This window comes from Pantoea sp. OXWO6B1 (genome assembly GCF_001641135.1).
GTDB classification, from domain to species: Bacteria; Pseudomonadota; Gammaproteobacteria; order Enterobacterales; family Enterobacteriaceae; genus Pantoea; species Pantoea allii.
Genome location: NZ_LWLR01000001.1, coordinates 1,319,358 through 1,340,848 on the forward strand (window position 1 = coordinate 1,319,358; position 21,491 = coordinate 1,340,848).

Here is a 21,491-nt window from a genome sequence, read left to right on the forward strand (position 1 = left end):
TGGTGCGAAGAGAGGGACTTGAACCCTCACGTCCGTTAAGACACTAACACCTGAAGCTAGCGCGTCTACCAATTCCGCCACCTTCGCGCAGTGCTCGCGATATGAAATTTGTGATTTTGGTGCGAAGAGAGGGACTTGAACCCTCACGTCCGTTAGGACACTAACACCTGAAGCTAGCGCGTCTACCAATTCCGCCACCTTCGCATACCCGCAACACGTTACCGTATTACAACCACGGAGGCGCATTTTAGAGATTTTACTCAATGCGTCAACACATATTTCGCCAGACGGAAACGATCGCTGCAAAAAGCAACGTTTTCAGCCTGGCGAGAGGCAAAAAGGGCGAAAAAGGCACAAAAAAGGGATTAACGGGTTTTGGCACCGCGTCCGTAAACTGCACGATAAACTTTGAAGCGACCGGTTTGCGCCAGCACTTCATGATTGCCAAAGGCTTCATCCAGCACCTGGGGATAAGGCAGGAAGGCGTTAGCGACAATGCGCAATTCACCTCCGCTGTTCAGGTGCTTAACGGCGCCACGGATCAGGGTTTGTGCGGCATCCAGACTGGTCTGTGTGCCTTCATGGAACGGCGGATTGGAGATAATCATGTCAAAACGCCCGGTGACGTCGGAAAAAACGTTACTGGCAAACACGTCACCTTCCAGACCATTGGCAGCCAGCGTGGCTTTACTCGCTTCGATGGCGGCGGCATGAACATCACACAACCACAAACGCACTTTGGGTGAGCGGGCCGGTAATGAGGCGGCAAGCACGCCAGCACCGCAGCCGATATCCAACACTTTGCCTTTGGTATGCGGCGTGAATGTCGAAAGCAGTAAGGCGCTGCCGGCATCCAGGCCATCGCGACTGAAAACGCCGGGTAAGGTATGCACCGTCAGGCCATCCAACTGATAGCTGTTACCAAAGGCCGTGGCATCAAAGGCAGGTTGCTTATCCAGGCGGCCATGGTAAAGACCACAGCGGCGTGCGCTGTCGATTTTCTCCAGGGTAGCCCACGTCTCCAGCATGCCTTCCGCACTGCGTACGCCGCTGCGGTTTTCACCGACAACAAAGATATCGCAGCCAACCGGCAGCAACGACAACAGGTTTTGTAACTGAAACTGCACTTCCGGTTTATTCTTGGTCCAGAAGTACACCAGCGTATCGCAGCCCTGAACATCTTCTGCCTGAGCGACCAGTCCATAACGCGCCTGTTCCCCCATGCGGCGGCTCAGGTTTTGCCAGTGATGATATTGCTGAGTGTGCACGCGTGAAGAGGCGGTCTCCAGCTGTGCGGGCAGGTCATCCTGCAGATCGCCAGCAAATAAAACGTGGCGGGCGGTAAATTCATCACTGTGGCGCAGAATGACTTCGCTGGCCGGGGTAAAAGCAGACATGTAGGGCTCCTGTAAGATCTGAGCGGAGATTATAGTGGTTTGTTGGCGCATGTTCGATGGGTTTGCTAGCATAGCGTCGCATTCAGCGAGCAGAGCAGGTATATCATGACGTCCAGGCGCGACTGGCTTTTACAGCAAATGGGGATTACGCAGTATCAACTGCGCCGCCCGCGCGTGCTCCAGGGCGAGATCGCCGTAAGGCTTTTACCCGATACGCAGCTGATTATCGTGGCGGAGAATCCACCAGGTTTGCAGGAGCCTTTCCTGCGCGATGTCCTGCACACGCTCAGTCTGAAACCGACTCAGGTGATGACCGTCACGCCCGACCAGCTGCAAATGCTACCAGAAACCCTGAGCTGTGCGGGCTGGTTACTGGGCGTGGAAAGCGAACAACCCTTTAATGGCGTGGCGTTATCCAGCGCTTCTTTTAATGAACTTCTCAGCAGCGGTGCCGCCCGGCGCGCGCTCTGGCAACAAATGTGTGATCATGACAGCCATTTCTTTCCTCACGCCTGACGCTATTCCCGACGCTTTTGCTATCGAATGCCGTAGCCACGCCTTTCCCTGGCGCGAAGAGACCTTTGCCAGTAACCAGGGCGAACGTTTCCTGAACCTACGGTTAGATGTCGATAACCAGATGGCCGCCTTCGCCATCACCCAGGTGGTGCTGGACGAAGCCTCGTTGTTTAATATTGCGGTCGACCCAGCGTATCAACGGCGTGGCTTTGGGCGGGCGCTGCTGGAGCATGTAATCGAGCAACTGATTGCACGCGATGTGATGACGTTGTGGCTGGAAGTCCGTGCCTCAAACGCCCCTGCGATTGCGCTGTACGAACAGCTGGATTTCAATCAGGTCAGCCGCCGTCCAAACTATTATCCCACCGCCGGTGGCCGTGAAGATGCACTGATCATGGCGCTGACGCTGTAGTCGTTTCTGAGGAGTTTTGATGTTAGATAACTGGGATTGCATCCTGTTTGATGCGGATGACACACTGTTCCACTTTGACGCTTATGCTGGCTTACAACGGCTGTTTGCCGGGTACGATGTGCCGTTTACCGACCAGGATTACCTCGATTACCAGGCGGTAAATAAGCCGTTATGGGTCGATTATCAGAATGGTCAGTTATCGGCGCAGGAGCTGCAGACCCGCCGCTTTGTGAGCTGGGGGCAAAAGCTCAGCGTGGCGCCTGACATCCTGAATAACGGTTTTCTGTCGGCGATGGCTGAAATCTGTATGCCGCTGGAAGGCGCAGTCAGCCTGATGACGCTGCTGCACGGCCGCGTCAAAATGGGCATCATCACCAATGGCTTTACCGCGCTTCAGCAGCGTCGCCTGGAACGCACCGGTTTTCTCGACTACTTTTCCGCTTTGGTGGTTTCAGAAGAGGTGGGCGTGCCTAAGCCCGATGCCAGAATCTTTGATTATGCGCTCACGCAGATGGGAAATCCCCAGCGCAATCGGGTATTGATGGTCGGCGATACGCCAGAATCCGATATCCTGGGCGGTATGAATGCGGGACTGAAAACCTGTTGGATCGATCACGGTACGCGCCCACTGCCGGAACCGATTAAACCTGACTGGCGGGTAAACTCATTAACAGAGCTGGAAGCCCTGTTAAAAGCCTGAATGTCACCTGTCACACCCAGCTAGTGTCGTCTGCGAAAGGCCCGTAATACGGGCCTTTCGTTCATATTCGCGCGCTATCAGGCAGATGGCTTAGCCGCGTCGTCCTTTTTCTCGTCCTCTTCATCATCCTCTTTCACGGGCGTACTGGCCGTGAGCAGGAACGGGGACTGCTGCCAGCGCGTGCGGCGATCGCGCAGCAAGGTACGGCTGAGGATAATGCCAATCGCCAGCGCCAGTAGCATCATCAGGCGCAGAATATTGGTGGTGTTATCCACCTGGCGCGATTCGGTGACCAACACGTGGGTATCCAGGGTGATACGCAGAAAGCCCGTCGGGCCGCTGCCGCCGCTCAGGGGTTGAACGATCTGATGATTGAAGTAGCTTCCCGCCCGTTTGCCATCCAGCGCCAGCCGATCGCGCACATTGATGTTTTCACCGCTGTGCGCCACCAGACTGCCGTCACCGGCATAGACTGAGGCATCAAGAATGCGGCTATTCGCGGTCATCTGATTAAGAATGGCCTCAATCTGACCACGATTATCTTCGCTGTTATCCATGAGCGGTTTCAGGCTGAATGCCACCTGGCGGGTAAGCGTTTGTGCCAGCTCCTCGGCCTGTTCAGAACGGGCCATTTGATGCCCAAGGCTAAACCAGGATGCGCCTTGCATAAGCACCACCAACAGCGCCAGCGAAATCAAAACGATCACCGTGCGATGTAGGCGAAATTTCAGTGCGGTTTTAGCCATTAATTATCCGAGTCACGTCACAACAGAAAGCCTGGATATTATGTTGCCAGAAGCAGCGCAGACAAGGTAGCCTCTTGCGTGGTTTTGTTGTTCCTACAGGAGCCCTGATGTCAAATCATCTTACCTGGTGCGATCTGCCTGCTGATGTCTCTCTCTGGCCGGGGTTGCCCCTTTCATTAAGCGGTGACGAAGTCATGCCGCTGGACTACCGCGCGGGTCGTACCGGCTGGTTACTCTATGGCCGTGGCCTGGATAAACAGCGTCTGACCGACTACCAGCACCGGCTGGGAGCGGCGATGGTTATCGTCAGCGCCTGGAACGTGGACGACTACCAGGTGATTCGCCTGGCGGGTTCCCTGACGCCGTTTGCCAGCAAACTGGCACACGAACTGACGCTGGATGTCGCCCCGCTGGGGAAAATCCCGCATCTGAAAACGCCTGGCCTGCTGGTCATGGACATGGATTCCACCGCGATTCAAATCGAATGTATCGACGAGATTGCCAGGCTGGCCGGCTGCGGCGAGCAGGTGGCTGAAGTTACCGAACGGGCGATGCGCGGCGAGCTGGATTTTACCGCCAGCCTGCGTCAGCGCGTGGCGGCGCTTAAAGATGCCGATGCCAATATTCTGAAGCAGGTGCGCGATGCACTGCCGTTAATGCCAGGCTTAACCACGCTGACTAAAAAATTGCAGGCGCTGGGCTGGCAGGTCGCGATTGCTTCCGGCGGGTTTACCTATTTTGCGGAGTTCCTGCGCGATAAGCTGCACCTGTCGGCTGTTGCGGCTAACGAACTGGAAATCCGTGACGGCAAACTCACCGGTGAAGTGCTGGGCCAGATCGTGGACGCGCAGTACAAAGCCGAGACGTTAAAAAAGCTGGCAAAGCGGTTCGACATTGCGCCAGAACAAACCGTCGCCGTGGGTGACGGGGCGAATGATTTGCCGATGATTAAAGCCTCTGCGCTGGGCATTGCTTACCATGCCAAACCAAAGGTCAATGAGCAAACGGCCGTCACGATTCGTCATGCCGATTTGATGGGGGTGTTTTGCATCCTGACCGGCAGCCTGATTCACGAAGAGCGTTAACTGAGGAGTTGATTTGGCCAAAGCGGCAAAACGCGCATTTGTTTGTAACGAGTGCGGCGCAGATTATCCGCGTTGGCAGGGGCAATGTAGCGCCTGTCACGCCTGGAACACCATCACCGAGGTGCGCATTGCCGCCTCGCCAGCGGCTGCGCGTAATGAGCGGCTCAGCGGCTATGCGGGCCATGCCGGAACCAGCCGGGTGCAAAAGCTGTCGGAAATCAGTCTGGAAGCCTTGCCCCGTTTCTCAACCAGCTTTAAAGAATTTGACCGCGTACTGGGCGGCGGCGTGGTGCCGGGCAGCGCTATTCTGATTGGCGGTAACCCCGGAGCCGGTAAATCCACCCTGTTGCTACAGGTCATGTGCCGCTTAGCGCAGAGTATGAAAACCCTGTACGTCACCGGTGAAGAGTCATTACAGCAGGTGGCGATGCGCGCCCATCGTCTGGGGTTGCCCACTGACAATCTGAATATGCTGTCGGAAACCAGCATTGAGCAGATCTGCCTGATCGCTGAGCAGGAAGAGCCGCAAATCATGGTCATCGACTCCATCCAGGTGATGCACATGGCGGATATCCAGTCTTCACCCGGTAGTGTGGCACAGGTACGCGAAACCGCTGCTTATCTGACGCGTTTTGCGAAAACCCGCGGCGTGGCGATTATCATGGTGGGCCATGTGACCAAAGATGGTTCGCTGGCCGGGCCGAAGGTGCTTGAGCACTGTATCGACTGTTCGGTACTGCTGGATGGCGATGCCGATTCCCGTTTTCGTACCCTGCGCAGCCACAAGAACCGCTTTGGCGCGGTGAATGAACTGGGTGTTTTTGCCATGACAGAGCAGGGCATGCGTGAGGTGAGTAATCCCTCCGCCATTTTCCTGTCGCGCGGCGAAGAAGTCACCTCTGGCAGTTCGGTCATGGTGTTGTGGGAAGGCACGCGTCCTTTGCTGGTCGAGATTCAGGCGCTGGTGGATCATTCGATGATGGGCAATCCACGCCGGGTTGCCGTCGGGCTTGAGCAGAACCGCCTGGCGATTCTGCTGGCGGTATTGCACCGCCATGGCGGATTGCAAATGGCGGATCAGGATGTGTTCGTTAACGTGGTCGGCGGCGTGAAAGTCACGGAAACCAGTGCCGACCTGGCGCTGATGCTGTCGATGGTCTCCAGCCTGCGCGATCGTCCATTGCCCCAGGATTTGGTCATCTTTGGCGAAGTCGGACTGGCGGGGGAGATTCGCCCGGTGCCCAGCGGTCAGGAACGTATTTCAGAAGCGGCCAAACATGGCTTCAAGCGGGCGATCGTCCCTGCGGGTAACGCACCGAAAAAGCCGATTGAGGGAATGCGCGTCTATAGCGCGAAAAAGCTGGCGGATGCCTTGGCTATTCTTGATGATCTCTAAGCTTTTCCGTATGCCCTTTTGTCGTTATACAAAAGGGCTGGTGAGGGACAAACGTCCTCACGTCTTTGATCATTTCTTGCAGGAGGCACCACATGTCGGCGTTTGATTATTTAAAAACGGCCATTCGCCAGCAGGGCCACACGCTCCAACAGGTGGCCGATGCCAGTGGCATGACCAAAGGGTATTTAAGCCAACTGCTTAACGCGAAAATTAAAAGCCCCAGCGCCCAAAAGCTTGAAGCCTTGCACCGCTTTCTCGGCCTGGAATTTCCCCGCCGGGATAAAAAAATCGGCGTGATATTTGGTAAGTTTTATCCGCTGCATACCGGCCATATTTATCTGATTCAGCGCGCCTGTAGCCAGGTAGATGAGCTGCATATCATCATGGGCTATGACGAACCGCGCGATCGTGACCTGTTTGAAAACAGCGCCATGTCGCAACAGCCCACGGTCAGCGATCGCCTGCGTTGGTTACTGCAAACCTTCAAATATCAGAAAAACATTCGTATCCATGCTTTCGATGAAGAGGGGATTGAACCCTATCCGCATGGCTGGGATGTGTGGAGCGCAGGGGTGAAAACCTTCCTGGATGAGCAGGGGATTGCGGCTGACTGCATCTATACCAGTGAAGCACCGGACGCCGAGATGTATCAGCAACATCTGGGCATTCAGACGGTGCTGATCGATCCGAACCGATCCTTTATGAATATCAGCGGCACGCAGATTCGTCAGGACCCCTTCCGTTTTTGGGATTACATCCCCACTGAAGTGAAACCGTTTTTTGTGCGTACCGTGGCCATTCTGGGCGGCGAGTCGAGCGGCAAATCCATGCTGGTGAACAAGCTCGCAAACATCTTCAACACCTCCAGCGCATGGGAATATGGGCGGGATTACGTCTTTTCTCACCTGGGCGGCGATGAGATGGCGCTGCAATATTCTGACTACGATAAAATCGCGCTCGGTCATGCGCAGTACATTGATTTTGCGGTGAAATATGCCAATAAAGTGGCGTTTATCGATACCGATTTCGTCACCACGCAGGCCTTTTGTAAAAAGTATGAAGGGCGCGAGCATCCGTTTGTTCAGGCGATGATTGATGAATACCGTTTCGACCTGGTGATTCTGCTGGAGAATAACGTGCCCTGGGTGGCCGATGGCTTGCGCAGCCTGGGCAGCTCTGTGGATCGCCGTGAGTTCCAGACCATGTTGATATCCATGCTGCGTGAAAACAACATCGACTTCGTCCATGTGCAGGAAGAAGATTATGACACGCGCTTCCTGCGTTGTATTGAGCTGGTGAAAGGTATGCTGGGCGAGCAAAGCGCGCTCTGAGACAATCTGTTTACCGACATAAAGGGCCGGAGGATAGCCGTATCTCTGACCCTTTCTCCTTGTGTTATCTTTATAATAATGGCGATTTTTCCGGCCTGTTGCTGGGAAATAAGGCCTTTCACATCGTCGTGCGCAACCGAATATCGTCCGTAACAAAGTCAAACAAAAAAAATTTTTTTGAATTCTGCGGCAACATTATTACGTATTTAAATACTGATGTTATTTCATTTCTTCTGTGTGTTTATGTTAAATGTAAGTTCAATATTTTTAACTGGTTTATATTAAGGGAATATTCATAAGATATAAATAATGATATACCCGGATGTAACGACATGAAAAAGATCAGTATTGGTAGCGATGCGGTATTTTATCCTGGGAAAAGGGAAATAATCAGTCATAATCAGACGTTGAAGTTGCATTCTTCTGCCTCTTATTGTTTTGAATTACTGATCGCACGTCAGGGTGAAATTGTCGATCATGAGTCTTTTTACCAGTATGCCTGGCGTAGATTTGGGATGGAGGTCAGTGCGAATGCCTTATATCAAAGTATTTCTTTGGTCAGAAAAGCGCTACTGGCATCTGGTATTCGGCAGGATGTGATCAGAACCATTCCGCGCCGCGGCTTTATGCTGTCAAATGCCATTCTCATTGAAGAATCGACAAGCGTGCCTGTAGCGGCTATTCCGGATAATACGCCATTATCAGCAGAGGGACTGGAAAACGTATCTACAGAAGACGCTGGCACGCCAGATTTAAGCCAGGCCAGTGGGCAGGACGTTCCCCAACATATTCCTGAGCCTGCTCTTCAGGTCGATGAGAATATGTCAGAAAAGCCGGTTACCGATGCGCTGCATAATGCATCCGGGGCAGCTTATAATACCGGCTATCCAGAGTCTGCCGCGTTAGCCGTCGGAGAGTTGCCTGCTCAACAGGCCATCTACACACGCAACCTGCTTATGGTTGTGCTGACGGTTATGACGATTGTGATGTGTGGTATGGCCATTGTGACCTTTTCCCTTTACCGGAAGGAGATGGATTTCGTAAAGCGGTTTGATATGAACGGATGCGAAATATACGGTAATGAAAAAGCAGATAACAGTTTAGTGGCCCGCATCGCTATTGATATTCATTCGGGATGCACGGAAAGAAGGAAGATTTATATCACCGCCTTTACCAACGGTGAACGAATCTCCGTATTGCAATGTAAAAACGCAATTTCACTATTCGGTTCACCTGACTGTGTGTCGTATTATTATATAAGGAGAAAGTGGTGAAGTTGACGTTTTGGATGGCTGTGCTGACGATGGCCGTAGCCGGTGTTGTGATGCTTTTTTTTCGCCAGGATTATATTCATTGCATTGCAAACATCAATTACATAAGAAGCGGTGAAAGATTTTCACTGATCGTTTCTCACGATATGCGCAACGGGCACGGCGTTTTATCCTTAGCGGGGCGATTGACCGGCGATAATCAAAAAGCCATCAGCATGAGTAAAATTATCCGGTTTAATTATCATCGTGATGGCGATCTTTATCTCGCGCAGTCGACATTGATTGAGCCATCCCCGGATAATCAAATGAGTATTGAGCAACAAGAAAAATGGCTTCCGGCGTTTTTTATCACCGTGGGGGCGACATTCCCTTTCGTCATTAAACGGACGGGCATCGATACATGGGTATTTTATTCTGGTCCTGTTCCGCTCTTCATTTGTGAAAAATAAAACGACCAAAAAATAGCCGATAAGCCGTGCAGAGCATAAACGTTGGACCTGTAGTTATCTTATGAAATTTATCTTTTCTGCAACACAGGGATAACTTTATGCTTTTGATTTTAATAAAATTATATCTTCTTAAGGTCTTGTTCACATAAGGTCAGAACACTTCACATACAGCCTCGCTATTTCGCCCCTTATGATTCCCCTGCCAATGAGCATGTTATCAACCTAAATAATAAGAGGGAATCAATGAAAGCCAGGTCTTTATCACGCTGTATGTATTTTGCTTTGTGCGGTGTAAGTTTACTTTCTTTTAACACCTTTGCCGCATCGCAAAATACTATTCGCTTTCAGGGTGAAGTCAACGCGCAAACCTGTAACGTTAATATAAACGATGCAACCGGTAGCCCGATTATTCTGCTGCCTACGGTATCGACAGCCTCGTTGAACGCGGCGAAATCCACCGCCGGTAAAACACCCTTTACGATCAATTTAACGGGCTGTGTTGCGCCGGCGGCGGGTACAACCCAGGCAATTAATATCAATCTGGCGGGAAATAATATTTCCTCCACGGGGGATTTATTAAATACCGGCACAGCGACGAATGTCGCACTGCGTTTACTGGATAGTAGTGACAAAACGATCAATCTGTCAGGTGGCACGGCGACCGTAAACGGCATGTCGCTGGCCAGTGGTAGCACCAGTGCATCACAAAATTTTTCAGTCGAATATTACAGCGACTCTGGAAGCGCTGGAGCGGGTACGGTTTTGAGTAGCGTTCAATATTCTGTTAGCTATCCATAACTATCAGGCCCCCTTTAGCCGAGGGGGCAGGAGAAACCTGTGTTCAAGTCTCTTGTTATTCTGTTTCTGGCTTTATCCGCTCCCCTTTGTCAGGCAAGCGTCGTGCTGAATGGCACCCGGATAATTATTGATGGTGCGAAAAATGAAAAAACCATTCAGTTTACCAATGCGGGCGATCAGCCTGCGCTTATTCAAATTCAGGCGATTAATCCTGACGCGGCGTCCACACTGCCCTTTGTGGCGCTGCCGCAAATTTTTCGCATCGCGCCAGCCGCCGGTCAAACGGTGAAAGTCAAAGTCACCGAGAATAATTTACCGCAGGACAGAGAGTCGCTGTTCTACATGGACTATACAGAAATCCCCTCTGTGAAAAAGGGCGATGAAGATAAAAATAAACTCTATCTGATTATTAAGAACAGGGTAAAAGTCATCGTTCGCCCCAGGCAACTCGATTTCTCTGTGGATAACGTCAGGCAGGCGCTTTCTTATCGTATTCAGGGGCGAGATATTCTCTTCAAAAATGCCTCTCCTTTTTACGCCAATATCCGCGCGTTTTCACTGATTAAGGGAAATAAGACGATTGCCTGGGACGATGCCGTAACGCTCGCGCCGTTTAGTGAAAGCAAGGTCACGCTGCACAGTTCGTCATCCCTGGTGGGATACGCCCTTACCGCCCTCCTGATCAACGATTTTGGTGCTGACGAAAAAATAAACCTGAACGAAAAATAGCCGAAATGAATAAAGCTTCCTTATTCTTATTGTTCGCGTTCAGTCTGATCCCTGCCAGGGAAAGTCAGGCGGCTGATGCGCAGGATGACTATACGTTTGATCCTTCATTAGTGCGCGAAATGATGCCGGGACAGGTTGCGATGCCGGATGATGCGCAGGATGCCTGGTTTCAGCCGGGTCGTTATGATGTGGAACTTTACCTCAATGGTAAGTTTCAACAATCCACAACCTTGCAGATCGTGCGGGCAGGCGGACCGCTCTCCGTGTGTCTTCCGTCGCCGTTTTATCACGCGTTTGGTGTCAAAGCGCATTATTTGTCTGCCCTGAAGGCGACAGGCTGCGTCCGGCCAGACGCGCTTTTACCCGGCGCCGCCGTTAACGTCAATACCGCCAGCTTACGCGTCGACGTATCCATCCCCCAGGCGATGCTGGTTCAGCGGCCTGTGGGCTATATCGCGCCGGAAAACCTGACGGCTGGCTCGACCATAGCGTTCGTGAATTACAACCTTAACCAGTTCTATTCAGATTACAAAAATGCGCAGCGTTTTGAATCCACCTATCTGGGCATCAACAGTGGTATGAACGTGGGAATGTGGCGTTTTCGTCAGCAGGGAAACCTGACCCATGATGAATGGGGTAATCGCTGGCAAAGTGCCAGAGCCTGGGCGCAGCGGGCATTGCCTTCGTTGCAAAGTGAGGTCGGGCTGGGGGAGCTTTTTAGTCAGGGCGACTTGTTTAATGCCGTCAGTTTCAACGGTGTGAGTCTGGACTCGGACGACCGTATGCTGCCCGATTCTGTTCGGGGCTACGCCCCGGTCGTGCGTGGCGTAGCAAACAGCAACGCACGCGTGACCGTCTGGCAGGGCAAACAGCGGATCTACCAAACCACCGTGCCGCCGGGGCCGTTTATCATCAACGATCTCAGCCCGGTCAGCTATGGCGGCGATCTCAAGGTTGAGGTTCAGGAGTCTGACGGCAGCCTCCATCAGTTTAGCGTGCCCTATGCGGTGTTACCGCAGTCGCTGCGTCCAGGCCGAACCGACTACAACTTTGCGGCCGGTAAAGTCAGGGATTACAGCCAATACAATACGTTTACAGAGTTAACCGTTAAGCATGGCCTGACAAACGCCATTACCCTTAACGGTGGCGCGCGTCTGGGTGAGCACTATCATGCGGTGCTGGCCGGTGGCGTTTGGGCGTCCGATTTCGGTGCCGTTGGCTTCAACAGCGCCTACTCTGAAGCCGACCTGAACGGCGGCGAGACGACCGAGGGATGGCGCTACGAACTCAGCTACAGTCGTACCTTCCAGCCTACCCAGACCACGCTGACGTTTGCCGGCTATCAGTATTCCACCCAGGGCTATCGGGATCTCAATGATGTTATTGCATTAAATAATGCAGAAACGCCGGGCCGCAACAATATCAGTAGCGAATATATGCAGCGTAATCGCCTGCAGATGACGGTTAACCAGACGCTGGGTGAGTGGGGAAATATCTATATTTCCGGCTCGAAGCAAAATTACTACGACGGCCGTTCACGCAATACGCAGTTTCAGATTGGCTATGGCACCGTGCTGCCAAAAAATATCGCGCTGAATATTTCCCTGTCCCGCCAGTATTCGCGCAGAGCTTACTCAAACGATCCGCGTATGGCCGTGATGCCCCAACATTCAGACGACACCTTTTATAAAGATACCCAGTTTCAGGTCAGCATCTCGGTTCCGTTAGGTTCAGAAGCCACGTCGCCTTATTTAGCGCTGGGGGGAACCCGTGGAAGCCAAAATGGCAGTAACTATAACGCCTCACTCAGCGGAATAAGCGGCGAGAGCGGCACCAGCTACAGCCTGAATATCAATCGTGATCAGCAACAACGCGACACAACGTTAAGTGGCAGCCTGGGCAAAAAACTCTCAGAAGCCAGTCTGACCGGTACGGCATCCACATCCTCACGGTTTAAGCAGATGTCCGTCAATGCGATGGGCGCGGCGGTGATCCACAGCGGTGGTGTAACGCTGGGCAATTATCTGGGTGACACCTTTGCCCTTGTCGAAGCGAAAGGGGCCAGGAATGCTCGCATTTTGAATAGCCAGGGCACCGAAATCGATCGCTTTGGTTATGCCCTGGTGCCGTCGCTCAACCCTTATCACTACAACAGTATTTCGTTGGGGGCCAGCGGCAGCGATAGCCATGTCGAGATTCAGGACAGTGAAAAAATCGTCGCGCCTTATGCCGGTGCGATGGTGAAGGTGACGTTCAGAACCTTACGCGGTTATCCGGTCATGTTAAAGACCCGCACCAATCGCGAGACGACGGTGCCGGTGGGGGCGGATCTGCTCGACGATGCAGGCAACCGGGTGGGGACGTTTGGTCAGGGCGGCAATGCCTGGTTACGCGTCGCGAAAACCCAGGGACAGCTGAAAGCCGTTTGGGGAGAGGACGCGAAAGCATCCTGTTTGATTAACTACCACATCCCAAAACCTAAACCTGATGCGGTGATTACCTACGCGGATGCTGTATGTCGTTTTTAAAATGTAAGGTGTTAATGATGAAGTACGTTTTAGCTGTGATGGCATGCTTTCTTTTGGCGGCATGGCTACCTGCTCATGCCACCTGCACGCGGGTGAATCCGGTCGATCAGGGATGTGATGCCTGCGGAGCGTCCCTGAATTTCGGCAATATCGGCTTGATGAATCTACGTTATCAGCCCGTAGGCACCGTGCTGGCCCGCTCGGTATTTCGTGTGGTACCGGCCATCAACAATGCCAATCCGGATCGCGTGTTATATCAATGCGATCTGGCAGATAAAGACCAGCTGTTTGAAGTCTTCGCCACCAATGGCGACAGTAACGTTGGCGGAGCCTGGGACATGGGCGGCGGTTATTTTCAGACTTATTTTCCCTTCACCGCGTTAAAGCTGATTCATGTGCGTAGCGGTAAGCCTTTTACCCGTATCTGGCAAAAAGTGCCGCTGACGCAGTATGACATTCAGGGGAATAAAATCCTGATCCGCGGGCGGGATTTCAGCCCCATCAGCGCCGAATTAATCCGTACCTCTGAAAACAATCGCACGCCGGGTTATTCGTCGTGGGGATGCCCGGCGGCGGCGGCGGACAATTATACCGGCTCGTACAACTGCAATCAGCCGAACGGCTATGTAGTGTTTATGGGGCCGGGGATGGATGTGCCCGAAGCGGGCCAGGACAGCTGGAATCATTTTGAAACCTGGGGGTCCGGACGCTATATGGCTTTCGGTATGAATACCGCGCCGGTGGCCACCCTGACGCAAAACCTCACCCAGGGCTGCCGGGTTGAAAATTACACCGCGAACGTGATTTTCCCCAGTATCAGTATTAATGCCCTCAATGAAGGGCAAACCGCGACGGCTCCGCTCAGCATTACGCTGGCCTGCGCGGCGGGGACAGATAAGATTTCCGGGATAAACTCAGGCCAACTGTCACTGGGATTTCAACCCAGCTACGCCGCGTGGTTGCAGGCACAGCAGTTAGGTCTGACGTCTGGAAGTGGGATTTCCAGCTACCTGGTGTCCGATCACTATGACAGTTTGCCTTCACTGGCGAAAGGCGTGGGGATTCAGCTGAAAACCTCCGGGGGAAGTGCGGTATCGTTTCTGAGCTGGAGCAGTTTTAGCAGCAATGCAGGATGGCGGCCGGTGCTGGAGGACGCGCAGGTTATTAGCAGCGGTCAGCCGAGTGACGAAACGCTGTATCAGCGTAATTTCACTGCCAGTCTTGCAAAGCTTCCTGGACAAACGGTCACGGCGGGCAATGTTGATGCGACGGCCTCGATCCTCATTCGGCTGCAATAATATGAAAAAGATCCTGCTGCTCGTCATGTGCATCATCACTCACTCCCAGGCCGCGGTTATTCCGCAGCAAAGCCGAATCATCTTTCATCCCGGCGAGGTGCAAGTCCCGCTGTTGTTGGTCAACAGCGGTGAATCTCCTGTCCTGATCCAGACCTGGGTCGACGGCGGCTCACCGGAAACATCGCCCGGCAGTAAAGCCTTTCCTTTTGTCGCGCTCCCCGGGGTTTTTACGCTGAACAAGGATGAAAAAAAACAGATCGCGGTTTTGCGCACCGAGCTGGCCGCACAGCTTCCCACCGATCGGGAATCCCTTTACTGGCTCAATCTTTACGAAATCAGTTCAGTGAAAAAAAGCAGTCTGCGGGCGGGCAACGATAAGATCAGTGTGGCGCTGAACACCCAGCTTAAAGTGATTAATCGCCCGTTTACGGATTCGATGCCTTTTGCGGCACGCGTTAAGGCGGTTACGTTTCAGATCAGGAAAACACAAGGGCAGTTTTTTATTCAGGCCAGCAATCAGAGCCGTTACTTTTTTACCCCAGGGAAGATGACGGCGACGGCGGGCGGAAAACATTATCCTGTTTACCTGGACGGGGATAAAACGCTGGCACCTTTCGCCAGTAAACGTTATCCCCTGCTTGGTGACTCGCCGCTTTTAGCGACAGGCAACGCTGTGCTTAACTTCACCGCGCTGGACGACCAAGGGAATCCCCAGGCGTTCACGGCCAACCTGAACCTGGCTTCTGGCTCACCGTGAACCCGCCACGCGCGGATGGCCGTATTGGTTGCCACCCGCCTGCGTCATCAGTAAACCATGACGACCTTGCCGCGCATATGGCCTTCCAGCACGCGCTGGTGGGCAGCCTCAAGCGTTTCCACACTCAGGCCGTGAAGCGTTTCGTTCAGCGTGCTTTGCAGCTTGCCGTCGTCCAGCAGGTCGGCGACGGCATTCAGGATTTCCCCCTGCTGCGCCATGTCCGGCGTGTTGTACATGCTGCGTGTGTACATAAACTCAAAGTGCAGCGCGGCGCTTTTTAACTTCAGTTGATCCATCGACAGTGGATGTTCGTTCTCAACAATGGTGCAGATGTGGCCCTGAGGAGCAATAAGCTGGCTCATGGTGTCCCAGTGACCATCGGTATCGTTGAGACAAAAAATATAATCAACCTGCTTAATGCCGTGCTTTTCCAGCTCAGCAGCCATGTCTTTGTAGTTGAGCACCAGATCGGCTCCGCGATCGCGGCACCACTGGGCGGAATCCTCCCGTGACGCGGTGGCGATCACTTTGGCTTTACTGCGCATTTTCGCCAGAGGAATCGCCAGTGAACCTACGCCGCCTGCACCGCCCACGATCAACAGCGTTTGATCCTCACGCGCCGCAGCCATATCCAGCCGTTCAAACAGGCCTTCCCATGCAGTCAGCGCCGTCAACGGGATAGCCGCAGAAGCAGCCCAGTCGAGTTTTTTCGGTTTATGACCGGTGATACGTGAATCGACCAACTGCTCCGTGCTGTTACTGCCCGGACGAGTAATATCGCCCGCATAGTACACTTCATCGCCCGGCTTAAAGCCGCTGACTTTACTGCCGGTTTCCAGCACGACGCCGCTGGCATCCCAGCCGAGAATACGTGGTACCTGCAAACCATTTTTGATCGCCCCTTTGTGAACTTTGGTATCGACCGGATTGACCGAGGCGGCTTTCACCTGAACGCGCAGGTCATACTCGCCTGGCGTGAGGGTTTCCGGGAAAATTTCAACGAAGTTTTTTGGGTTTTCTGGATCAACAGCAATTGCGCGAACAGACATAATTTCTCTCCTGTAGTGTTCTCTAAAGTGTAGAACCCCGAGGCGATGCTGATAAGATGGACAATAGTTATTACAGTGTTCGTCTGAGGTGAACAATGGCGTTTCGTCAGTGGCAGGATATGGCGCTGTTTGCGTTAGTGGCGGAGTGCGGCAGTTTTACCGCCGCGGCAGAACGGGCAGGCTTACCGAAATCCAGCGTCAGCCAGCGGATTAGCCAGCTTGAACAGCGGCTGGGCATCCGGTTGTTAAACCGCACCACGCGCCAGCTCAACCTGACCTTTGCAGGGGAACGCTATCTGCTGCACTGCCAGGAGATGATGCAGGCCAGCGAGCGCGCCGAACAGGCCATTGCCAGTCTACGGGAAAATCCCAGCGGTCGCCTGCGCATCACCAGCCCGGCGGGCATTGGCGCAACCTTGCTGGCCCGCTGCAACGCTGCGTTTTTACGCCACTATCCTGACGTCACGCTGGATATCTCTGTCTCGGATGATATTCGCGATCTGGTGCAGGACGGCTTTGATCTGGCCTTACGCACCGGTCAGCCGCAGGAGTCGTCCCTGATTGGTCGCCGCGTCGGCTACTGCCAGCGCTCGCTGGTGGCCGCACAAGCTTATCTGGACCAGCATCCGCCGATTACCCATCCCCAACAGTTGGCCGCGCATCGCTGTATTGCGCACCGGGCCTGGAACGAGTGGGTGCTGAAACGCGACGATCAATATCATCGTTGGCTGCTTCCGCCTGCGCACCTTACCGATAATTTACTCTATGCCCGTGAGTCGGCGTTGGGATGTGCCGGTATTACGCTGCTGCCCCGCTTTTTAACGGACGGCGACAGGGGCGATGCGCGTCTGGTAACGGTGCTGCCGGAATGGGAAATGGAGGGGAATGAACTGTGGCTGGTGTATCCCAGTCGTAAACTGAACTCGCCTGCGCTGATGAAATATATTGAATTTGCTTTGCAGTCGCCTGTGTTCCGCGAATTTTACCGCTGAAGAAAAGAGAAGGGCGGCATCGCTGCCGCCCCGCAATTACTTAGTAATACGCTTGTACTTGATACGTTTCGGCTCCAGCGCATCTGCGCCCAGCGTGCGTTTCTTGTACTCTTCGTATTCGGTAAAGTTACCTTCAAAGAATTCGATCTTGCCCTCATCCTGATAATCCAGAATGTGGGTCGCGATACGGTCAAGGAACCAACGGTCATGCGAGATCACCATGGCGCAGCCAGGGAACTCAAGCAGGGCGTTTTCCAGCGCGCGCAGGGTTTCAATGTCCAGGTCGTTGGTGGGCTCATCGAGCAGCAGCATGTTGCCGCCCACCTGCAGCAGTTTTGCCAGATGCAGACGACCACGCTCACCACCGGACAACTCGCCCACGCGTTTGCCCTGATCCACGCCTTTAAAGTTAAAGCGTCCTACATAGGCGCGACTTGGCATTTCGGTGTTGCCGATACGCATAATGTCCTGACCGCCAGAGACTTCTTCCCATACGGTTTTGGCATTATCCATGCTGTCGCGGAACTGATCGACAGAGGCCAGCTTCACGGTTTCACCCAGCACAATCTCGCCGGAATCCGGTTGTTCCTGACCGGACATCATGCGGAACAGGGTCGACTTACCGGCGCCGTTCGGGCCGATGATGCCGACGATGGCCCCTTTCGGTACAGAGAACGACAGGCCGTCGATCAGTACGCGGTCGCCGTAAGATTTACGCAGGTTGCTGACTTCCAGCACCTTGTCACCCAGACGGGCACCCGGCGGAATAAACAGTTCGTTGGTTTCGTTACGTTTCTGGTAGTCGGTGTTGTTCAGTTCTTCAAAGCGAGCCAGACGGGCTTTACCTTTGGACTGCTGGCCTTTTGGCCCTTTGCGCACCCACTCCAGCTCTTTCTCGATAGATTTGCGACGTGCGGCTTCGGAAGAGGCTTCCTGCGCCAGACGGGCATCTTTCTGCTCCAGCCATGAGGAGTAGTTCCCTTCCCACGGAATGCCTTCGCCGCGGTCCAGCTCCAGAATCCAGCCTGCAACGTTATCAAGGAAGTAACGGTCGTGGGTAATCGCCACCACGGTGCCTTCGAAGTCGTGCAGGAAACGCTCCAGCCAGGCGACAGATTCTGCATCCAGGTGGTTCGTCGGTTCGTCCAGCAGCAGCATGTCTGGTTTTTCCAGCAACAGGCGGCACAGGGCGACACGGCGGCGTTCACCACCGGACAGGTTCGCAATTTTTGCGTCCCAGTCGGGCAGGCGCAGGGCGTCGGCGGCGCGTTCCAACTGGGTGTTCAGATTATGGCCGTCATGCGCCTGAATGATCTCTTCCAGCCGTCCCTGCTCGGCAGCCAGCTTATCGAAATCTGCATCTTCTTCGGCGTATAAGGCATACACCTCGTCGAGACGTTTCAGCGCACCGACCACTTCGGCCAGCGCTTCTTCCACGGACTCGCGCACGGTGTGCTCAAGGTTAAGCTGCGGTTCCTGCGGCAGATAGCCGATTTTAAGACCGGGCTGCGGGCGGGCTTCCCCTTCGATATCTTTATCGATACCGGCCATGATGCGTAGCAGCGTAGATTTACCCGCACCGTTCAGGCCGAGCACGCCAATTTTTGCGCCGGGGAAAAAGCTAAGGGAGATGTTCTTCAGAATATGTCGCTTTGGCGGAACTACTTTGCCGACGCGATGCATGCTATAGACGAATTGAGCCACGTTGTATTGAGCCTCTGGGTCTGTTTGTCGTGTGGATGATGTCGAAGTTTAGCCTTTTTCGCTGCCTATTCACAGCCGATGCGCCGGGATAATTCCGTGCCGGGGCGCAGTTTGGCATAACTGTTTGATTTGTGTCCGCTGTCCGACCGGGCGGCAAAAGGCCGCTTCCGGTGACGTGCGTATCATGACGAGCATATATAGCGCAGGTGACATGAATCCACCTGAGCGTAGCAGCAGGTCATTGCCAGTGCGTGACAAAACGACGTCAGGGAAGGCGGACGGGAATGTGTTGTTGCGTTAACCACTGACTCAGTGCCGGTTCAGGCGCGCTGTCGCTGACCAGTAAATCAAAGCGGGACAGCTCGCCAATACGCGCGGGCAGGACTTTGCCATATTTGCTGCTGTCGGCGACCAGAATACGCTGGCGGGCGCGCAGCATGGCATGGTGCTTCATCGGCAGTTCGTTGAGGTTATAGCAGGTCGCCCCCTGATCTTTATCCACGCCCGCCGCAGAGATAAACGCCAGGGTGGGACAGAGATCATCCAGAATGGAATGCCCGCCCACGGGCGTGAACAGGGCATTGTCGGCATGAAATTCACCGCCGCTCAGGATCACATTGCAGGCCGGTTTCTCTTTTAGCGCCAGAAAGGTATTCATGGCACAGCAGATGGCGGTAAAGGGCAGGGCATCCGGAATCGCATCCACGACATAGGGCAGGGTGGTGCCGCAGTCAAAAAACACCGTGTCGTTTTCACTAATCAGGCTGGCAGCAGCCTGAGCGAGTCGCTGCTTTCTGGCTGCATTTTGTCCGTGTTGGTCGGAGATGAAATAGTGCCCGGGATGGCTGCGCGGATCGCTGACGATATAACCGCCCAGCAATACCACGCTTGAGGTCGGTTCACTTAAGTCCCGACGTACGGTCATTTCCGATACGTCCAGCAGCTGTGCCGCATCTTTCAGATGTAATTTATCGGTGCGCTTAAGTGCCAGAGCCAGTTTACGAATGCGTTCGTCGCGGCGGGTTTCCATTGTCATCTCTAAACCTGTATTCCTTGAAGAAGACGTCATACGTCCTGGCCTGTCACATCGCTGGCGTGCCGTTAACCTTACCTGAAACCGCCGCGTTTTTACTCAGCCCATAACAAATTTCAAAAAATTTAAGGCGTTGCAGGCTTTTCAGGCAAGATTTTTATCTTACCCGCAATGCCTTCACCCCGCAAACCCGGGCTGTGGCCACTGAATGCCCGCCTTCGCGCTACAGGTGTTTGTTATAATATTAACATTAAACCCGGGCGCATTCCGGCTTTATCGATCAGTTATGTCACAATATATGTGAAATTTATCACATAATTAACCTCTGTGAATTGTTAGTGTTATTTTTATAACATTTTAGCGGTCTTTTACCGGGGGAAGAATGGACATTGCGGTTATCGGTTCAAACATGGTGGATTTAATCACCTATACCAACAGTTTTCCCAAGCCAGGGGAAACGCTGGAAGCGCCCGATTTTGCAATGGGTTGTGGCGGTAAAGGGGCCAATCAGGCCGTGGCGGCAGCAAAGCTGGGTGGCAAGGTAATGATGGTCAGCAAAGTGGGCGACGACCTGTTTGCGCCCACCACGTTAGCCAATCTGCAACAGCAGGGCGTGGATACACGTTTCGTCACCACCGAGGCCGGTGTCTCCAGCGGTGTGGCCCCCATCTTTGTTGATGACCAATCGCAAAACCGCATCTTGATTATTAAAGGCGCGAATCAACATCTCAAGCCCGCGGACATCGATGCTGCGGCTGAGGCGCTGAAGGGCTGCCGGTTAATCATTCTGCAGCTGGAAATTCCGCTGGAAACCGTTTACTACGCGATCGATTTTGCTCGCCAAAATGCTATCCGCGTCATCCTCAATCCTGCCCCCGCCCTGGCTGAGCTGGATATCGCGTATGCCTGCCAGTGTGACTTTTTTATGCCCAATGAAACGGAGCTGGAAATCCTGACTGGAATGCCGGTGGGGACGGAGGATGAAGTGAGGCGGGCAGGCGCGTCCTTACTGAAACGTGGCCTAAAGAATCTGATCGTGACCCTGGGCAGCCGCGGATCGCTGTGGATGACCGGCGATGACTGTCATCAGGTTGACCCTGTGCCGGTTAAAGCACTGGATACCAGCGGTGCCGGTGATGCGTATATTGGCTGTTTTGCCTACGAACTGGTGAAAACCGGTGATATCCCTGCCGCCATGGCGAAAGCCTCTGCCTACGCGGCCTGTAGCGTCACGGCACGCGGTACGCAGCGTTCTTATCCTGACTCAACCGCTTTTCAGCGCTTTCTCGACCTTCAATGA

Annotated in this window: 20 protein-coding genes and 2 tRNA genes; 15 read left to right on the forward strand and 7 right to left on the reverse strand. The window is 53.6% G+C overall.

Going from position 1 to position 21,491, the window contains the following annotated elements:
- From A6A26_RS08375 to rsmC, 3 genes are all read right to left on the reverse strand, one after another.
- Positions 1-87: transfer RNA gene (locus A6A26_RS08375), tRNA-Leu, on the reverse strand.
- 30 nt (positions 88-117) lie between these two features.
- Positions 118-204, reverse strand: a tRNA-Leu gene (locus A6A26_RS08380).
- A gap of 161 nt (positions 205-365) precedes the next feature.
- Positions 366-1,397 carry a 16S rRNA (guanine(1207)-N(2))-methyltransferase RsmC gene (gene rsmC, locus A6A26_RS08385; RefSeq protein WP_063878306.1) on the reverse strand — a complete coding sequence of 344 codons (1,032 nt, stop codon included), beginning with the start codon at positions 1,395-1,397 and terminating at the stop codon, positions 366-368.
- A 105-nt stretch (positions 1,398-1,502) separates the two neighbouring features.
- On the opposite strand from rsmC, the gene A6A26_RS08390 reads away from it, so the two are divergent.
- From A6A26_RS08390 to yjjG, 3 genes are read left to right on the forward strand one after another with little or no spacing between them, the layout of a single operon-like run.
- The gene (locus tag A6A26_RS08390; RefSeq protein WP_063878307.1) at positions 1,503-1,913 is read left to right on the forward strand and encodes a DNA polymerase III subunit psi; all 411 of its coding nucleotides are present in this window, start codon (positions 1,503-1,505) and stop codon (positions 1,911-1,913) included.
- Entirely contained in the window at positions 1,885-2,325 is a 441-nt protein-coding gene (gene rimI, locus A6A26_RS08395; protein WP_063878308.1) for a ribosomal protein S18-alanine N-acetyltransferase, read from the forward strand. Before A6A26_RS08390 ends, rimI begins: the two co-directional genes overlap by 29 nt.
- Positions 2,326-2,344: 19 nt before the next feature.
- Complete coding sequence (gene yjjG, locus A6A26_RS08400) at positions 2,345-3,025, forward strand: pyrimidine 5'-nucleotidase (protein WP_063878309.1); 681 nt, start codon at positions 2,345-2,347, stop codon at positions 3,023-3,025.
- Positions 3,026-3,102: 77 nt separating this feature from the next.
- Here the strand turns inward: yjjG and A6A26_RS08405 are convergent, their stop codons facing one another.
- On the reverse strand, positions 3,103-3,771 hold the full coding sequence (locus A6A26_RS08405) for a YtjB family periplasmic protein (protein ID WP_063878310.1): 669 nt from the start codon (positions 3,769-3,771) through the stop codon (positions 3,103-3,105).
- 107 nt (positions 3,772-3,878) lie between these two features.
- Between A6A26_RS08405 and serB the strand changes: the two genes are divergently transcribed.
- From serB to A6A26_RS08455, 10 genes are all read left to right on the forward strand, one after another.
- On the forward strand, positions 3,879-4,856 hold the full coding sequence (gene serB, locus A6A26_RS08410; RefSeq protein ID WP_063878311.1) for a phosphoserine phosphatase: 978 nt from the start codon (positions 3,879-3,881) through the stop codon (positions 4,854-4,856).
- A gap of 13 nt (positions 4,857-4,869) precedes the next feature.
- Positions 4,870-6,252, forward strand: coding sequence for a DNA repair protein RadA (gene radA / locus A6A26_RS08415; protein ID WP_063878312.1), 1,383 nt, complete (start codon positions 4,870-4,872; stop codon positions 6,250-6,252).
- Between the two features lie 92 nt (positions 6,253-6,344).
- Positions 6,345-7,583 carry a multifunctional transcriptional regulator/nicotinamide-nucleotide adenylyltransferase/ribosylnicotinamide kinase NadR gene (nadR, locus tag A6A26_RS08420; protein ID WP_063878313.1) on the forward strand — a complete coding sequence of 413 codons (1,239 nt, stop codon included), beginning with the start codon at positions 6,345-6,347 and terminating at the stop codon, positions 7,581-7,583.
- Positions 7,584-7,915: 332 nt separating this feature from the next.
- On the forward strand, positions 7,916-8,857 hold the full coding sequence (locus tag A6A26_RS08425) for a winged helix-turn-helix domain-containing protein (protein WP_063878314.1): 942 nt from the start codon (positions 7,916-7,918) through the stop codon (positions 8,855-8,857).
- The gene (locus A6A26_RS08430) at positions 8,854-9,303 is read left to right on the forward strand and encodes a hypothetical protein (protein WP_063878315.1); all 450 of its coding nucleotides are present in this window, start codon (positions 8,854-8,856) and stop codon (positions 9,301-9,303) included. The genes A6A26_RS08425 and A6A26_RS08430 overlap by 4 nt, the downstream gene beginning before the upstream one ends.
- Before the next feature lie 243 nt (positions 9,304-9,546).
- Complete coding sequence (locus tag A6A26_RS08435; protein ID WP_063878316.1) at positions 9,547-10,101, forward strand: fimbrial protein; 555 nt, start codon at positions 9,547-9,549, stop codon at positions 10,099-10,101.
- Positions 10,102-10,140: 39 nt separating this feature from the next.
- Positions 10,141-10,830 (forward strand): fimbrial biogenesis chaperone, encoded by a 690-nt coding sequence (locus tag A6A26_RS08440; protein WP_063878317.1) that lies wholly within the window; start codon positions 10,141-10,143, stop codon positions 10,828-10,830.
- A gap of 5 nt (positions 10,831-10,835) precedes the next feature.
- Entirely contained in the window at positions 10,836-13,358 is a 2,523-nt protein-coding gene (locus A6A26_RS08445; RefSeq protein ID WP_063878318.1) for a fimbria/pilus outer membrane usher protein, read from the forward strand.
- A gap of 14 nt (positions 13,359-13,372) precedes the next feature.
- Positions 13,373-14,656: a fimbrial protein gene (locus tag A6A26_RS08450; RefSeq protein ID WP_063881103.1), complete on the forward strand. Its 1,284-nt coding sequence runs from the start codon at positions 13,373-13,375 to the stop codon at positions 14,654-14,656.
- 1 nt (position 14,657) lies between these two features.
- Positions 14,658-15,413, forward strand: a complete 756-nt coding sequence (locus A6A26_RS08455) for a fimbrial biogenesis chaperone (RefSeq protein ID WP_063878319.1) — start codon at positions 14,658-14,660, stop codon at positions 15,411-15,413.
- 47 nt (positions 15,414-15,460) lie between these two features.
- Here A6A26_RS08455 and A6A26_RS08460 read toward each other — a convergent pair whose 3' ends face one another.
- Complete coding sequence (locus A6A26_RS08460) at positions 15,461-16,462, reverse strand: zinc-binding alcohol dehydrogenase family protein (protein WP_063878320.1); 1,002 nt, start codon at positions 16,460-16,462, stop codon at positions 15,461-15,463.
- 95 nt (positions 16,463-16,557) lie between these two features.
- Between A6A26_RS08460 and A6A26_RS08465 the strand changes: the two genes are divergently transcribed.
- On the forward strand, positions 16,558-17,454 hold the full coding sequence (locus A6A26_RS08465) for a LysR family transcriptional regulator (RefSeq protein WP_063878321.1): 897 nt from the start codon (positions 16,558-16,560) through the stop codon (positions 17,452-17,454).
- Between the two features lie 36 nt (positions 17,455-17,490).
- Here the strand turns inward: A6A26_RS08465 and ettA are convergent, their stop codons facing one another.
- Entirely contained in the window at positions 17,491-19,158 is a 1,668-nt protein-coding gene (gene ettA, locus A6A26_RS08470; protein ID WP_063878322.1) for an energy-dependent translational throttle protein EttA, read from the reverse strand.
- Positions 19,159-19,423: 265 nt separating this feature from the next.
- Positions 19,424-20,188, reverse strand: coding sequence for a DNA-binding transcriptional repressor DeoR (deoR, locus tag A6A26_RS08475; RefSeq protein WP_063878323.1), 765 nt, complete (start codon positions 20,186-20,188; stop codon positions 19,424-19,426).
- Between the two features lie 385 nt (positions 20,189-20,573).
- Here deoR and rbsK point away from each other — a divergent pair, with 385 nt between their 5' ends.
- Complete coding sequence (gene rbsK / locus A6A26_RS08480) at positions 20,574-21,491, forward strand: ribokinase (RefSeq protein ID WP_063878324.1); 918 nt, start codon at positions 20,574-20,576, stop codon at positions 21,489-21,491.